Annotated in this window: 15 protein-coding genes and 1 pseudogene; 10 read left to right on the forward strand and 6 right to left on the reverse strand. The window is 72.4% G+C overall.

Translation table 11 applies throughout. The annotated features are described in order from the left end of the window. Positions 1-181: 181 nt before the first annotated feature. Positions 182-625 carry an Lrp/AsnC family transcriptional regulator gene (locus K6I34_RS16605; RefSeq protein WP_121802544.1) on the reverse strand — a complete coding sequence of 148 codons (444 nt, stop codon included), beginning with the start codon at positions 623-625 and terminating at the stop codon, positions 182-184. Between the two features lie 209 nt (positions 626-834). On the opposite strand from K6I34_RS16605, the gene K6I34_RS16610 reads away from it, so the two are divergent. Next, complete coding sequence (locus tag K6I34_RS16610) at positions 835-1,209, forward strand: hypothetical protein (RefSeq protein WP_229326876.1); 375 nt, start codon at positions 835-837, stop codon at positions 1,207-1,209. Positions 1,210-1,249: 40 nt separating this feature from the next. On the opposite strand, the gene K6I34_RS16615 is transcribed toward K6I34_RS16610, so the two are convergent. Beyond that, entirely contained in the window at positions 1,250-2,422 is a 1,173-nt protein-coding gene (locus K6I34_RS16615; RefSeq protein WP_229326878.1) for an acyl-CoA dehydrogenase family protein, read from the reverse strand. A 333-nt stretch (positions 2,423-2,755) separates the two neighbouring features. Between K6I34_RS16615 and K6I34_RS16620 the strand changes: the two genes are divergently transcribed. Continuing rightward, complete coding sequence (locus K6I34_RS16620; RefSeq protein WP_229326880.1) at positions 2,756-4,015, forward strand: glycoside hydrolase family 18 protein; 1,260 nt, start codon at positions 2,756-2,758, stop codon at positions 4,013-4,015. Here the strand turns inward: K6I34_RS16620 and K6I34_RS16625 are convergent. Beyond that, positions 4,008-5,054, reverse strand: a complete 1,047-nt coding sequence (locus K6I34_RS16625; protein WP_229326882.1) for a sulfotransferase — start codon at positions 5,052-5,054, stop codon at positions 4,008-4,010. The two genes, K6I34_RS16620 and K6I34_RS16625, sit on opposite strands and share 8 nt — an antisense overlap. A 145-nt stretch (positions 5,055-5,199) precedes the next feature. Continuing rightward, complete coding sequence (locus K6I34_RS16630) at positions 5,200-5,898, reverse strand: triacylglycerol lipase (RefSeq protein WP_229326884.1); 699 nt, start codon at positions 5,896-5,898, stop codon at positions 5,200-5,202. Positions 5,899-6,047: 149 nt separating this feature from the next. On the opposite strand from K6I34_RS16630, the gene K6I34_RS16635 reads away from it, so the two are divergent. Next, complete coding sequence (locus K6I34_RS16635) at positions 6,048-7,031, forward strand: RimK family alpha-L-glutamate ligase (protein ID WP_229326886.1); 984 nt, start codon at positions 6,048-6,050, stop codon at positions 7,029-7,031. On the opposite strand, the gene K6I34_RS16640 is transcribed toward K6I34_RS16635, so the two are convergent. Continuing rightward, positions 6,989-7,618 (reverse strand): TetR/AcrR family transcriptional regulator, encoded by a 630-nt coding sequence (locus tag K6I34_RS16640; RefSeq protein ID WP_229326888.1) that lies wholly within the window; start codon positions 7,616-7,618, stop codon positions 6,989-6,991. The genes K6I34_RS16635 and K6I34_RS16640 overlap by 43 nt on opposite strands. Positions 7,619-7,760: 142 nt before the next feature. On the opposite strand from K6I34_RS16640, the gene K6I34_RS16645 reads away from it, so the two are divergent. The 5 genes and pseudogenes from K6I34_RS16645 (at position 7,761) to K6I34_RS16665 (ending at position 11,947) form a co-directional block, all read left to right on the forward strand. Beyond that, on the forward strand, positions 7,761-8,315 hold the full coding sequence (locus tag K6I34_RS16645) for a DUF6230 family protein (RefSeq protein WP_229326906.1): 555 nt from the start codon (positions 7,761-7,763) through the stop codon (positions 8,313-8,315). Further along, positions 8,306-9,259 (forward strand): DUF6114 domain-containing protein, encoded by a 954-nt coding sequence (locus tag K6I34_RS16650; RefSeq protein WP_229326890.1) that lies wholly within the window; start codon positions 8,306-8,308, stop codon positions 9,257-9,259. Before K6I34_RS16645 ends, K6I34_RS16650 begins: the two co-directional genes overlap by 10 nt. A 233-nt stretch (positions 9,260-9,492) precedes the next feature. Continuing rightward, positions 9,493-10,122, forward strand: a pseudogene (dhaL, locus tag K6I34_RS16655) (dihydroxyacetone kinase subunit DhaL); the annotation flags it as partial. Positions 10,123-10,254: 132 nt separating this feature from the next. After that, a complete protein-coding gene (locus tag K6I34_RS16660) occupies positions 10,255-10,641 on the forward strand; it encodes a PTS-dependent dihydroxyacetone kinase phosphotransferase subunit DhaM (protein ID WP_229326908.1) in 387 nt (128 codons plus the stop codon). A 172-nt stretch (positions 10,642-10,813) separates the two neighbouring features. After that, positions 10,814-11,947 carry a PP2C family protein-serine/threonine phosphatase gene (locus K6I34_RS16665; RefSeq protein WP_229326899.1) on the forward strand — a complete coding sequence of 378 codons (1,134 nt, stop codon included), beginning with the start codon at positions 10,814-10,816 and terminating at the stop codon, positions 11,945-11,947. Positions 11,948-12,083: 136 nt separating this feature from the next. On the opposite strand, the gene K6I34_RS16670 is transcribed toward K6I34_RS16665, so the two are convergent. Further along, positions 12,084-12,815 (reverse strand): PIG-L deacetylase family protein, encoded by a 732-nt coding sequence (locus K6I34_RS16670; RefSeq protein ID WP_229326901.1) that lies wholly within the window; start codon positions 12,813-12,815, stop codon positions 12,084-12,086. A gap of 206 nt (positions 12,816-13,021) precedes the next feature. Between K6I34_RS16670 and K6I34_RS16675 the strand changes: the two genes are divergently transcribed. Both K6I34_RS16675 and K6I34_RS16680 read left to right on the forward strand, forming a co-directional pair. After that, entirely contained in the window at positions 13,022-14,092 is a 1,071-nt protein-coding gene (locus tag K6I34_RS16675; protein WP_229326904.1) for an ABC transporter substrate-binding protein, read from the forward strand. Positions 14,093-14,184: 92 nt separating this feature from the next. Continuing rightward, positions 14,185-14,501: iron chelate uptake ABC transporter family permease subunit (locus K6I34_RS16680; protein WP_229326909.1), on the forward strand; the 317-nt coding region annotated here is incomplete at its 3' end.

The raw sequence follows: 14,501 nt of genomic DNA on the forward strand, positions 1-14,501 counted from the left end.
CCGCTTCGGGGCTCCGCCCCGGACCCCGACGATCAGCGCGCCCCGTCAGGGGCGCGGGGAACTGCGCGACCAGCCATGACGCAACCCGCAGCCGCACACGAAGCCCACGAGGCACCCCCATAGGCACGGGGGCCCGGGGGCGGAGCCCCCGGTCACAGAAGGACGGTCACCCCGCCCCCGGTCAGCTCACCCGCGGCGGCCGCGACTCGTACGGCGTCGACAGGACGATCGTCGTCCGCGTCGAGACACCCGCCAGCGACCGGATCCGCGCCAGCAGATGCTCCAGCTCCAGGGGGGTCGCCACCCGCACCTTGAGGATGTAGTTCTCGTCGCCGGCCACGCTGTGGCACGCCTCGATCTCGGGGATCTCCGCGAGCCGGTCCGCGATGTCGTCCGGCGCGCTGGGATCGAACGGTTTCACCGAGATGAACGCGGTCAGCGGCAGCCCGACGGCCTCGGGGTCCACCACGGCCGCGTAGCCGCGGATGACACCGCGCTGTTCGAGGCGGCGTACGCGCTGATGCACCGCCGAGGTCGACAGGCCGGTGGCCTTCCCCAGGTCGGTGTAGCTCATCCGCCCGTCCTTGACGAGCAGTTCCACGATTTCTCTGTCCAGCTCCTCCACACGGATCAACCTACTGGGTGAGAGGCGGAGCGGCACAGTCGGCGGCGCGCGCAGGGGTACGAGCGGGCGCACAGAACATGTGACGAACAACACACCTATGCACCCGTGTCCTGTCGGACGTGGCGATTACCCGACTCATGGCGCGGGAAGTGCTTGGTGTGGCCGAGGGCGAGGTGCCCGGTCGGCCGTTCCGAGGGGGAGAAACCACTATGCCAAGCCTGGAACGCCTCGATGAAGGTGACGGCAGCCCGTACGAGACATATGAGATCCCCGAGATGTTCCGGGTCGTGTGCCCGGAGTGCGCACGCCCGATCGCGCTGCTCGCGGACGAGGACGCCCTCCCCGAGCACGCCCTGTGCCCCTCACCGTGGAACCCCTTCGGACTCACGGTGTGCCCCGGATCGGGCGGTGCCGTGGAGCAGGCGGCGGCCGCGGACGAGGCGGCGGGCATCCAGGAATTCGACGCGGCCCTGATGCTCACCCTGCCCGAGAGCCTGGACTGGCGCACCCAGCCGTTCTCCCACATCGGCGGTCCCGGCTCCCGCCCGCTCCGCGTCCCGGTGATGCGGCGCCCGTCCCGCTGACCCGATGCACGGGGGCGCCCGCGCGGCGCCCCCGTACCGTTCAGCGGGACTCCGGCCCCGCCAGGTGGCGGGCGACCACCAGCCGCTGGATCTGATTGGTGCCCTCGACGATCTGGAGCACCTTCGCCTCGCGCATGTAGCGCTCCGCGGGGAAGTCCGCGGTGTAGCCGTAGCCGCCCAGGAGCTGTACGGCATCGGTCGTCACGCGCATCGCCGCGTCGGTGCAGAAGAGCTTGGCCATGGCCGCCTGCTTGGAGAAGGGCAGGCCCGCGTCGCGCAGCCGCGCCGCGGTGAGATAGAGGGCGCGGCCCGCCTCGATCTGGGTGGCCATGTCGGCCAGCATGAAGCGCAGCCCCTGGAAGTCCACGAGCGGGCGGCCGAACTGGCGGCGCTCCGCGAGGAAGGCGAGGGCCTCGTCCAGGGCGGCCTGCGCGACGCCTATCGCGCAGGCGGAGATGCCGAGGCGGCCGGAGTCCAGGGCGGAGAGCGCGATCGAGAAGCCCTGCCCCTCCTCCCCCAGCCGCCGCGCGTCGGGCACGCGCACACCGTCGAAGTGCAGCTGCGCGGTCGGCGAGCCCTTCATGCCCATCTTCCGCTCGGGCGGCGCCGCGGTCAGGCCCGGCGCGTCGCCCGGCACGAGGAAGGCGGTGATGCCGTGGGCGCCCTCGCCGCCCGTGCGGGCCAGGACGGTGTAGAAGTCGGCGATGCCACCGTGGGTGATCCACGCCTTGGTGCCCTCGATGGTCCAGGTGTCGCCGTCGCGGGTGGCGCGGGTGCGCAGTGACGCGGCGTCGGAGCCCGCGGAGGGCTCGGAGAGGCAGTAGGCGCCGAGCAGCCCGCCGCCGAGCATCGCGGGCAGGTGCTCCGCCTGCTGCTCCTTGGTGCCGTAACCGGCGAGGGCGTGGCAGGCCAGCGTGTGCACACTGACGCCCAGCCCCACGGTCAGGCGGGCGGCGGCCAGCTCCTCCAGGGCCTGGAGGTAGACCTCGTACGGCTGGGCGCCGCCGCCGAACTCCTCGGCGTACGGCAGGGCGAGCAGGCCCGAGGCGGAGAGCAGTCGGAAGAGCTCGCGGGGGAAGTGTCCCGCCGCCTCCTCCTCGGCCGCGTGGGGCTCGATCTCCCGCTGGACCAGATCGCGTACGAGCGCGATCAGGTCGCGGGCCTCCTCGGTGGGCAGCTGACGCTCCACCGGCTGCGGGCCGTGGTCGGTCATGGTGGCGCTCTCCTCCCGTTCGGGCGCTGCGGCGACGGAAGCGCAAGGGTGGGTCCCCCGCCGTCGGTGATGCCAAAGCCCCTGGTCCTCCACCGGGTCGCGGCACGGATGACCTGCGGCTGTGGCGGGTTGGAGTATGCCCGATCGGCGACCTGACGTCACGGGTTGACAAATCCTGATGGACCGTTGAACCAGATTGGTCCAAACCATTGACCCAACTGGTCTAGTCCTTCTACGGTTTCCGCACCGTTCACCGCGTTCATGCCAAAGACATGAAACGCGAGGCCCTCGTGGTCACCCCCCAGAGCTCTCCCACCCCACCGAGGAGACCCCATGACACGACCGAACGAGAACGCCCCCCGCCGCCGCGGCCGGACCCTCGTCGCCGCCTTCGCCGCCGCCGGGGCACTGCTCGCCTCGACACTGCTCACCGGCACGGCGGGCACGGCCGCCGCCGACGACACCGGGGGCGCCGGTGACGCGACCGCGGGCCACCGCGTCGTCGGATACTTCACCAACTGGGGCGTATACGGCCGGAATTACCACGTCAAGAACATCGAGACCTCCGGCTCGGCCGACAAGCTCACCCACATCAACTACGCCTTCGGCAACGTCACCGGCGGCAAGTGCGCCATCGGCGACTCCTGGGCCGACTACGACAAGGCGTACGACGCGGCGGGCAGCGTCGACGGAAAGGCCGACACCTGGGACAACGGCGCGCTGCGCGGCAACTTCAACCAGCTCCGCAAGCTCAAGAAGCTGCACCCGAACCTCAAGGTCCTGTGGTCCTTCGGCGGCTGGACCTGGTCCGGCGGCTTCGGGGAGGCCGCCAAGAACCCCGCCGCGTTCGCGGAGTCCTGTTACGGCCTCGTCAAGGACCCGCGCTGGGCCGATGTCTTCGACGGCATCGACATCGACTGGGAGTACCCCAACGCCTGCGGGCTGACCTGCGACAGCAGCGGCCCGGACGCCTTCCGCAACGTCATGGCCGCGCTGCGGTCGCGGTTCGGCGGCAGCAGCCTGGTCACCGCCGCGATCAGCGCGGACGGCTCCTCCGGCGGCAAGCTGGAGACCGCGGACTACGCGGGCGCGGCGCGCTACGTCGACTGGTACAACCCCATGACGTACGACTTCTTCGGCGCCTGGGACGCCAAGGGCCCGACGGCTCCGCACTCCCCGCTCACCTCGTACGACGGCATCCCCAAGGCGGGGTTCAACACCGACGCCGCGATCCAGAAGCTCAAGTCCCTGGGCGTGCCGCCCTCGAAGATGCTGCTGGGCATCGGCTTCTACGGCCGCGGCTGGACGGGCGTGAACCAGCCGGCCCCCGGCGGCACCGCGACGGGCCCCGCCGCGGGCACCTATGAGCAGGGCATCGACGACTACAAGGTGCTCAAGGCCAAGTGCCCGGCCACCGGCACGGTGGCGGGCACGGCCTATGCCGCCTGCGGCAACGACTGGTGGAGCTACGACACCCCGGCCACCATCGCGGGCAAGATGGCGTACAAGAACCAGCAGGGCCTGGGCGGCACCTTCTTCTGGGAGCTGAGCGGCGACACCGCGAACGGTGAACTGATCAAGTCGATCAGCTGACGCCGTACCCGGCCCGGTGCGCGCCGAGCGCGAGCGCGCCCGGGGCGCAGCTCTCCTCCACCGCGGCCAGCACGTCGGCGGGCAGCCGTCGGGACGCTCCCCGGCGGCTGCCGTCGAGCATCGCGCGGCCCGTGGCGAGCCAGTCCGGCCGCGGCTCGACGCCTGCGAAGGCCGCCAGCCGGGCCAGTTCCTCCTCCGGGCGGTCCAGGAGGTCCTCGTAGCACAGGGTGGTGCGCAGCGCCTCGGGCACGTCGTCGAGGTAGGCGGTGGCCTGGGTGACGAGCTCGGACCACAGCGCGCCGAACTCCGCCACCGGCATCTCCGGGTCCAGCACCAGGGCGGGGTCGAAGCGTTCGTGGAGCAGCCCCGCGAGCCGGGGCGGCAGGTCCCGTACGTCGGCCTCGGCCAGTTCCTCCAGCTCGCGGACGCCGGTCAGCGCCTGGATCTCCCGGAGCAGGAAGATCATCCGGTAGCCCACGTGACGGCTCATCGACAGGGCGCAGTCGGGCCCGTACCGGTGGAGGTGGACGAACCGGGCGTGCGGGAAGGCGGCGCGCAGCCGCGGCACCCAGTGCGTCGAGTACCCGGACCGCTCGACGACGGCCCCGCGCCCGAACCGCCCGCACAGCGCGTCGAACAGCGCCAGGTAGTGCTCGGGCGCGGTCCGCGCGGGCCAGCCCGCCGTCCACCCCAGGATCTCGTCGAGCAGGCCGTCGGGGTCGTCGCTGAGGTGCGGCAGCACCATGAGGGAGAGCGCGGGAATGCCGGTGGTCTCCGTCGCGTACCGCCCCGGGCGCTTGATGTAGAGAAACTCCGGGAGGGGCACCCCGCTGCGGTTCATGGCCTCGAAGATGTACCGGGGGTGCACGAGCAGCTGCTGGAACTCCGCCGCGGTGATCGTCCCTTCCGGCATGCCGGCCGATCCCATCGACGCCATCAGCTCGTTGAGGCTGAGCACGTCGGGATGCGCGTTGAGCACGCGGGACAGGGCGGAGGACCCGCTGCGCCCTGTCCCGACGACGAAAGTCAGCGGGCGCACGGACACTCTCCCCGGTCGGCCGTGGCGAACAGCACGGTCATGGGCATGGACTTGGACTTGGACTTGAGCTTCGGTCGCGTCATGGGCCCCGAGGCTAGCGGCACGGCGCGCTCGCCCACAGAGTGTTTTCTGTGAACCGGGAGCGCTAACCGGCCAGGAACGCGCGGATCCGGTCGGCCACCGTGGGATCCGTCAGGAAGTCGTTGTGCTTCAGGCAGCCCGTCCGCGTGTTGGCGGCGCCCGAGAGCGGGGTGCTCGACGTCGGCGCGATCTGCTCGTCGCAGGGCGACCACCACGTCGCGTAGCGGGCCGGTCCCGGCGTCTCGGCGCCGTCGTCGAGGCGGGAGAGGACGTACGAGCCCGGGGTCATGTCGCGGCAGCCCTGGTCCCAGAGGGCGCAGAACCAGGCCAGGTCCGTGCCGTGGTTGGGGCCCGCGAGGGAGACCAGGTGGGCGACCTTGCCGCTGCCGCCGCCGAACTTGGCGTACCAGCGCGCGGGCAGGCTGCCCAGGCTGTGGGCGACCAGGTCCACCCGGTCCGCGCCGGTGCGGCGCAGGACGTCGTCGACGTACGCCGCCAGCCGCGCGGCGAGCACCTCGTTGGTGGACCGCGTGGTGTCGTAGGTCCAGGCGAAGAGGCGGTCCTGCGGCGTCCCGGCGGCCTCGAACCTGGAGATCATGCCGTTCCACACGCCGCCGTCAGCGTTGCGGCCGTGGACGAAGACGACCGGGGCCGACGCACCGTCCGCGTGGGCCGGGGCGGACACGGGAAGCACGATGGCGAGGGCCGACAGGGCTGACAGGGCTGACAGGGCTGACAGAGCGGTCACGGCGAAGCGGCGCATGGGGGTCCTCCGTGGGGCTCGCTGCGGGCGGAACGGGAGGGCGGAGCGGAAAGGGCGTTCCGGCCGGGGCATTCAACCAGCGGACGCGGTACGGGGATAGGCTTCCGCTGGTCCTGTGCCGAGCGGGGCGAGATGGGGAGAAGAGACGCATGGTGGATGCGGTGACGGCGCCGACGGCCGCCGATGTCTGGCTGCTGGCACGGGAGCACCCGGCCCCCCTGCTCCGGACGACCCGGGAGCTGGCCGAGTCGCTCGGCAAGGAGTACGGGGACCGGTTCGCCTGCTGGCGCACCGACGAGTTCGTCTTCGGGGTCCGGGGCGGGAAGCTGTTCCTGCGCACCCTCGGCGGTCTGGACGTGCCCGCGCCCAAGGTGGTGTGCGTCCGGCAGACGCCCGGCTCGATGCGCCACGACCGCGAGGTGACCTTGCTGCGGCACCTGGAACGCATGGGGGCCGTACTGCTCAACCCGCTGGACGCGCACCTCGCCTGCCGCAACAAGGTCTGGCAGCTCCAGGAACTGGCCCTGGCCGGGCTGCCGGTGCCCGACACCCTCTCGTACGCCACCGCGCCCCTGGAGGGCGTCGTGCGCATGCCGGGCTTCGACGCTCCGTATGTGGTCAAATCCGTCAACGGCTACCGGGGCAAGCAGGTGTTCCTCGCCCCCGACACCCTTCAGCTGCGCGACCTGACCGGCTCGCTGGCCCAGGCGGTGCCGCTGCTCTTCCAGGAGCACGTGACCGCCTCGCACGGCCGTGACCTGCGGGTGGTCGTGGTGGACGGGAAGCCCGTGGGGGCCGAGGTGCGCACCTCGCGCAACGGCACGCTCGTGTCGAACCTCGCCCGGGGCGGCTACCCCACCCTGTGCCTCGGCCGTTATCCGCGGGCGGAGGCCCTGGCGGTCGCCGCGGCGCGTGCCGTGGGGCTCGTCGTCGCGGGCGTGGACCTGCTCTTCGCCTCGGAGGACCCGGACGACGAGGACGCCTTCGTGATCTGCGAGGTCAACTCCGTGCCGGGCTGCCGCCCGGAGATGACGGAGGTCGTGCCCGCGATCCTCGGCTGCGTCGACCGCGCCCTGCGCGCACGGCCCGGTCACAGCTCCTTGCGTGCCGGGGCCGGGCACGAGGGCTCGTAGTCCTCGATCGCGCGCAGGGTGTCGCCCAGCCCCCGTACGAGCAGCGAGCGCACCGTCCCGCGCGGCAGGTCCCCGGTGCGCAGCCAGTCCAGGGTGACGCCCTCGACGCTCGCGAACCAGCCGATCAGCGCGGTGCGGGCGACGGGCGGGAGGTCCGTACGGCCCCACACGGTCTCGGCGATCGCGGCCAGCAGCCGCTCGCGTACGCCGTCGCGGATCGCGATGACCTCCGCGTCGAAGCCGACGCCGCCCGTGACGACCGCCCGGTACGCGGCCTGGTGGTGCTGCGCGTACCGCAGATAGCCGTCGACCGTCCGGTTCACGCGCTCGGCGGGCGGCAGGTCGCGCGTCGCGTCCGCGCGGACGACGAGCCCGGCGACGGAGTCCTCGATGATGGCGAGGTAGTAACCCCGCTTGTTCTTGAAGTAGTAGTAGATCAGCCCCTTGGCCACGCCCGCGTGGGCCGCGATGTCGTCCATCGACAGCGCGTCATAGGACGTGTCGGCGAACAACTTCCGCCCGATGGCGATGAGTTCACCGCGCCGCGCCTGGGAACGATCCGTTCCCACCTGTTGACTATTATTCAAATTCGGCCCTAGCCTCCGAAGCACCGGACGTCCGCAGTATCTCGCAGAAGCCGCACTTCATCACTCCTTGCGGGAGGACGCAGTGAGCGGAACCGACCGACGTCTGCCGGAGGGCAGGACCGCCTGGAGAAGGACGGCCGTGATGGCCGTGCCCGCCGTCGTCGCGGTGGGGGCCATGGCCACGGCCATGGCACACGGGGCGCTCGCCGCCTCCTTCGCGGTCTCCGGCACGAACTTCCAGGTGACATCGGGGAAACTGACGAGCAAGGGGCTGTCCTCCTTCGTGCAGACGGACCGTTCCGCCGACGGCAAGGGCCACCCGGTGTCCCTGCTGGGCATCGGCGAAGCGCGGCTCAGCGACATCTGCCAGGCGGCCTCCGTCCGTACGCCCCTGGGGGAGGTGACGTTCCGGCTCCGGGCGGGCGGCGACGCGGGCGAGGTGAGCGCGAGCCGCCTGGTCATCGACGGCGAGGACCTGGTCGGCGACGCCACCTTCGGCACGGCCCAGATCGGCCGGGACGCCTCCACGCTCGACGCGGTCCCCGGGGTCGGGGGCGACGCGGGCGCGTTCGGGCTCCAGGCCGGGGACATCACGGTGGCGGGCGTGCGCTCGCACGCCTGGTCCGCGACCGGCGGCAACTTCCGGCTGCCGGGACTGCGGCTCGACGTGGGCCTGGACGGCAAGAAGTGCTTCTGACCGGCCGATTGGCCAAGGCGTTGGCCAAGGCGGCGGAACGGCTGCCCTTCCCGGGGCCGCGAGGGGTGTTCCGGGCCTGGCGGCGCACCCGGCCGTTCTGGGCCGGGCTGCTGCTCGTGCTCGGCGGCACGGAGCTGCTGGTCGTCCCGCTGTCACCGGTGACCGTGCTGGTGAGCCTGGGCATCGGCGGACTGGCGGCCATCGGGATCGGCCTGGCACTGATCGCCGCCGGGCTCTTCCTGTGGTACCTGCCGTCCGCGCGGCACTACGTCAGCGTCAACGCGCTGATCCTGTCCGTCCTCTCCTTCGCCGCCACCAACCTCGGCGGCTTCCTGGTCGGCATGGCGCTGGGCATCGCGGGCAGCGCCATGGGCTTCGGCTGGACACCGGGCCGCCCGGACCGTGTGGCCCGGGCGGAACCGTCGTCCGGCGACAAGGCGCTGGCGGTCGCGCTGCCGGCGGTCCTGGCACTGGCCGCCGTCGGCGCGCCGGGCGCGGGCCGCGCCGAGGCGGCCCCGCGCATCACGGCCGCGGCGGTCCCGCCGGTCGTCAGCACGACGCTCTTCGCGCCGCACGGCTTCGCCTTCGCCGGGGTCTCCCGCGTCCCCACGGCCCGGGGAACACTGCCGGTCCTGGTGCTCAGGATGGGCTCGGCGTCACTGACGGACTACCGGCTGACGACGCGGGACGGCCGCGGCACCGGCGAACTGTCCCTGAACGCCCGCACCTTGGACCTGACCGGCGACGTCACGCTCTACCTCACGAAATTCAGCGGCTGTATCGAAGGCGTCCTGTGCGTCACCTTCTCCCCCGACGGCCTGCCCGCACCACCGGTCATCCCACCGTTCGTCTTCATGACCCGGGTAACGGCGGAACAGGCCCTGGTGACATCGGACACGATCAAGGCGGACAACCTGAAGTTGAGTACGGGCAGCGCACCATAAGGGGTGCGGGGCTGTGTTGTATTTGCGGCTCCGCCGCGTGGGCGCGCCCGGGGCCCCGTAAGGGGCGCGGGGAACTGCGCGCCCAGCCACAACACACCCGCAGCCACGCGCCAAGAGCAAGAGGCAACCCAGTAGGCGCAGCCGACAAACAAAGCCGCACCCGGAGAAACCGCAAACCCAAGCGGAGCGCCTACCCTGAGGCGGACGCCCGTTCCGCCGAAAAGGACCGCCCCATGACCGTCCCGCTCGACCTGGCCTTCTTCCACCGGTTCCTCGACCGCGCGACGCGCGTCGTCATCGCGGAGGCCGCGTACCTCACCGAGCTCGACGCCGCCATCGGCGACGCCGACCACGGCGCGAACCTCAAGCGCGGCTTCACCTCCGCGGCGGACGCCGTCGAACGGGAAGCGCCGGCCACACCGGGCGCGCTGCTCACCGCCGCGGGCGTGCACCTCACCAACACCGTCGGCGGCGCGTCCGGCCCGCTCTTCGGGACGGTGCTGCGCCGCATGGGCAAGGTCCTCGGGGACGACGCCGTCGTCGAGCCGGAGACCCTCGGGAAGGCGCTGGCCGCGGCCGTCGCGAGCGTACGGCGGCTCGGTGACGCGGCGCCGGGCGACAAGACGATGGTCGACGCCCTGCAGCCCGCCGCGGACGCCTACATCGAGGCCCTGGCGACCGGCGGGGTGACCGAGGCTCTGGAGGCCGCGGCCCGCGCGGCGGGCGCCGGGGCGGAGGCGACCATTCCGATGCGGGCGCGGCGGGGCCGAGCCAGCTATCTGGGCGAGCGCAGCATCGGCCACCAGGACCCGGGCGCCACGTCCTCCGCCCTGCTGATGACCGCGCTCCACGAGGCGACCGACCCGGTGCTGTGCGCGGCACCGGTCGAAACGAGAGAAACGAGAGAACCGGCGCAGGCGGAACCGAGGACGGAACCCGAAGCGGAGCCCGAACCCGAAGTGGAAGCCGCTCCCCTCACTCCCGGCCGGGTGGGCATGGTGCTGGTCTCGCACAGCCGTGACGTGGCCGCCTCGACCGCCGCGCTCGCGCGGGCCCTGACCGGTACGGACAAGCCCGCGCCGGCCGCGGCGGCGGGCGGCCTGCCCGACGGTTCCGTCGGCACCAGCGCGGAGCTGGTCCGCGCAGCGGTGGCCGCCGTGGACGAGGGCGCGGGCGTGGTGGTGCTGTGCGACATGGGCAGCGCGGTCCTGACGGTCAAGGCCCTGATCGGCGACGGTTCGCTGGCCCCCGCCGAGGTACGGATCGCCGACGCGCCGTTCGTGGAGGGCGCGGTGACCGCCCTGGTGACGGCGTCGGCCGGTGGCGACCTGGACACGGTCCTCGCCGCGGCCGACGACGCGCGCGCGTACCGCAAACTCTGAGGCAACCCCGGGTCAAGATCGCACCGGGTGGCCGGGGCGCGAGGGCCATGACGGGCCGGAGATGGCGAAATACCCTATGCAGCCACTTAAGGGCTGATAGATACCCATTAGATACCCATTTCCTGAAGCCTCTCCCCGGCGTGGAGGTCCCGCCACGGTGTCGTCGCGCAGCATGCCCCTCGCGCTCGTCCTCGTCTATCTCGCGGTCATCGTGGCCGTCGACCTCATGACCCCGTCCGGGCTGCGGCTCGACGTCTTCGCGGCACTCGCCCCGATGACGGCCGCCGCCCTGTGCAGCTACCGCCAGACCGTGTTCGTCGGGATCCTCGACTTCTGTGTGATGGTCGCGCACCACGGCGTGCTGACGAGCGAGGTGGCGGTCAACCGCGTCGGGGCGTTCGTGGGCAACGCCCTGATGGTGGGCGCGAGCATCGCGGTGGCCCGGCTGCGGCGCGACGGCGAGGAGCTGCTGGAGCGGGTGCGGGCCACCGGCGAGGCCGCGCAACGGGCCCTGCTGCGCCCGCTGCCGCTGCGCACGCACAGCGTGGTGGTGGACGGCTTCTACGTCTCGTCGCAGCGGGAGGCCCTGATCGGCGGCGACCTCTACGAGGTCGTCGACACCCCGTACGGGACGCGCGTGCTGATCGGCGACGTCCGGGGCAAGGGGCTCGGCACCCTGGGCGCGGGCGCCGCGGTGCTGACGGCGTTCCGGGAGGCCGCGTACCACCGGCGCTCCCTGGAGAGCGGGGTGGAGGCCATGGAGCAGGGGCTCCGCCGCTACCACCGGTCGGCGGCCTACCAGGCGCGGTCCGCGGGCGGGGGACGGCACGGGACGGGCGCGGCGGAGGACATGGCGCTGCGCGCGTCCGAGGAGTTCGTCACCGCGCTGGTCTTCGGCACGGAGGAGGCCCCGCGCCGGGACGACGGCAAGGTGCCCGTGGTCTTCGTGGACTGCGGACACCTCGCGCCCTTCCTCATCGGCCCCGAGGGCGGGGTACGGGAACTGGCGGCGCCCGACCCGGGCCTGCCCCTGGGCCTGGGCGAGCTGGCCGCGGCGTCGCGCACCACCCAGCGGGTCGAGCTGCCCGCGGGCGGGCGGGTGCTGGCGTGCACGGACGGCGTGACGGAGGCGCGGGCCCCGGACGGCGGTTTCTATCCGCTCGCCGAACGGCTGGACACCTGGGCGCGACTGCCGACGCCGGAACTGCTGGAGCGCCTCCGTGCCGACCTGGACGCACACACCCGCGGCCGCCTCCAGGACGACGTAGCCGTACTGGTGATGGAACCGGGCGCCGGAGGCGCATAAGGGGCGCGGGGCGAAGCCCCGTAAGGGCGCGGGGAACTGCGCGCCCAGCCACACACGACCGTCAGTCGCGCACCGACCTCACGAGGCAGCCCGGTAGGCGCACCAGGGCCCAGGGCGGAGCCCGCGGCGCGACCGTTCAGCGCGCAAAAAGCTCGAAATCCACCGCCAGCCGCCCCCCGAACCGCTCCGCGGCCCCCCGCATGCTGCCCTCCAGAAAACTACGGCAGTACCCCTCCGGCTCGTCCTTCGTCAGGGCCTCGATATAGGTCCGGTGGCACATCAGGGACGCCACGGCCCGTTCGAGCCCGGCCTCGGCGGCCACCGCGTGGGTCGGCCGTGGCGAGCCCGCGACGGCCACGTAGCGGACGCCGTCCCAGGGTTCGAGGCCCTCCTCGGCGAGCTCGGGGAAGATCCAGCGGTTCCCCGCGTCGCCGGCCGCGTCGAGGACGGCCCGGCCCACGGCACGGTGGTCGGGGGTGTTCCAGTGGACGCCGCCCCAGGTGTCGTGGTGGTTGATGGTGAGGACCAGCTCGGGCCGGTGCCGCCGGATCGCGGCGGCGAAGTCGCGGCGCAGCCGGGGCCCGTACTCGATGACGCCGTCCCGGTGCCCGAGGAACTCCACCGTCTGCACGCCCACCGCCGCCGCGGAGGCGCGCTGCTCCCGCTCGCGCAGCGGCCCCGCCTCGGCCGGGGCGAGCGTGTCGATGCCCGCCTCGCCCGCGCTGGCCAGCACGTAGGCACAGGTGCGGCCCTCGTCGAGCCAGGTGGCGATGGCGGCGGAGGTCCCGTACTCCAGGTCGTCGGGGTGGGCGACGACGGCCAGGGCCCGACGCCAGTCGGTGGGCATCTCCTTGAGCTGGTCCGCCACGGCGGGCCTCCTTCGCACTTCGCACGGCACGAGCGACACGCAAAACGACAGGGGACAGGAACCACAGTGTGCTCGGGAGAGCGTACGTCGCGTTTCCTCACGATGCGCGGGAACCGGACGCGGATGCGGTCCGACTAACTGATCCGGTAACTGATCCGGGCCCGCACGGGCGGGTCCGGCGCGTGTCGAGTTCTGGAGTGTTTCTGATGCGCCCTCGTGTGTGGTGCGGTGTGCTGGCCGCTGTGGCCCTGTCGGCGACGGCGACGGCCTGCGGCGGTGGCGGCGGGACGAAGGGGTCCGACGACGCCGGGGCGTCCGCCTCCGCGCCCGCGGGCTTCCCGATGAGCGTGACCGACTGCATGGGGGCGAAGACGACCTTCGAATCGGCCCCGAAGAAGATCGTCACCAGTAACGCGGCGAGCCTGGAGCTGCTGATGTGGCTGGGCGCGGGCGACAAGGTGGTCGGCACCGGCTTCCCGCCCGGCAAGGGCGCGCTGCCCGGGGAGTTCGCCGACCAGGGGGCGAAGGTGCCGGTGCTGGGGAAGATGTCGGTCCCCAAGGAGAAGCTGCTCGGCTCCGGAGCCGACCTGTACATCGACGCGTTCTCGTCCATGAAGAACATGGGCAAGACGCCCGACGCCCCCACGGCCGAGGAGTTCAAGGCGGCGGGCATCAAGCACGTCTTCCTGAAGTCGACCGCGTGCGCCTCGATGAACAAGAGCCCGCGCACCGACCTGTCCGGCGTGGAGGCCGACATCCAGTCGCTCGGCGCGATCACCGGCACCTCGCGGCGGGCCGACGAACTCGTCGCCGGGATGAACAAGAAGACGGACGCCGTGCGCGACGCGCTCAAGGGCGTCCCCGAGGACAAGCGGCCGACCTACTTCTTCTTCGACTTCGACGCGGGCACCAAGCAGCCCATGGCCGTGTGCAACCGGCAGGTCGCCAACGCGGTGATCACGCAGGCGGGCGCGCGGAACGTCTTCGCCGACTGTGACGGCGACTTCAAGCCGGTGGGCTGGGAGGACGTCGTCGCCAAGAACCCGGACTGGATCCAGCTCGGGGTGCGCAACCGCGGCAGCGAGGAAGCGAATCAGAAGGCGTTCGACGAGGCCGCCGACTTCCTGCGCTCCTTCCCGGCGACCAAGGACCTCACCGCCGTGAAGGAGGGCCGCTTCGTGCGCATCGGCTCGGAGCGCACCACGATCGGCGGGGTGCGCAGCGCCGACACCGTGCGCGAGATCGCGCACACGCTCCACCCGGACCTGGTCAAGTGACGTCCGCGCCCACCACGGCCGCGGGGACGGAGCCGGAACGGGAGCGGGACCAGGAGCGGGAGCCGGGCGTACGGGCCGGGTGGGCCTGCGCGGTGCTGGCCGTGCTCCTGGTGGCCGCGCTGACCGCGTCGGTCTGCCTGGGCTCGACCCATGTGCCGCTGCGCGAGGTGTGGTCCTCGGTGGCGCGCGGCCTCGGCGGCGAGAGCCCCGTGCCCGGCACCCAGGACCTGATCGTGTGGCGGCTGCGGGTGCCGCGCGCGCTGCTCGCGTCCGTGGTGGGCGCGGGCCTGGGCCTGGTCGGCACGGCCGTCCAGGCGCTGGTCCGCAATCCGCTCGCCGACCCCTATCTGCTGGGCATCTCCAGCGGCGCCTCGCTGGGCGCGGTGGCCGCGATCGTGCTGGGCGCGGG

It is taken from the genome of Streptomyces sp. UNOC14_S4 (assembly GCF_020740835.1).
Taxonomy (GTDB): domain Bacteria; phylum Actinomycetota; class Actinomycetes; order Streptomycetales; family Streptomycetaceae; genus Streptomyces.

Bases quoted from the DNA above. Each gene is read 5' to 3' on its own strand.
- K6I34_RS16610 (WP_229326876.1), top strand. From the start codon at position 835: ATGCCAAGCCTGGAACGCCTCGATGAAGGTGACGGCAGCCCGTACGAG.
- K6I34_RS16615 (WP_229326878.1), bottom strand. From the start codon at position 2,422: ATGACCGACCACGGCCCGCAGCCGGTGGAGCGTCAGCTGCCCACCGAG.
- K6I34_RS16620 (WP_229326880.1), top strand. From the start codon at position 2,756: ATGACACGACCGAACGAGAACGCCCCCCGCCGCCGCGGCCGGACCCTC.
- K6I34_RS16630 (WP_229326884.1), bottom strand. From the start codon at position 5,898: ATGCGCCGCTTCGCCGTGACCGCTCTGTCAGCCCTGTCAGCCCTGTCA.
- K6I34_RS16635 (WP_229326886.1), top strand. From the start codon at position 6,048: ATGGTGGATGCGGTGACGGCGCCGACGGCCGCCGATGTCTGGCTGCTG.
- K6I34_RS16645 (WP_229326906.1), top strand. From the start codon at position 7,761: ATGGCCGTGCCCGCCGTCGTCGCGGTGGGGGCCATGGCCACGGCCATG.
- K6I34_RS16660 (WP_229326908.1), top strand. From the start codon at position 10,255: ATGGTGCTGGTCTCGCACAGCCGTGACGTGGCCGCCTCGACCGCCGCG.
- K6I34_RS16665 (WP_229326899.1), top strand. From the start codon at position 10,814: ATGCCCCTCGCGCTCGTCCTCGTCTATCTCGCGGTCATCGTGGCCGTC.
- K6I34_RS16675 (WP_229326904.1), top strand. From the start codon at position 13,022: ATGCGCCCTCGTGTGTGGTGCGGTGTGCTGGCCGCTGTGGCCCTGTCG.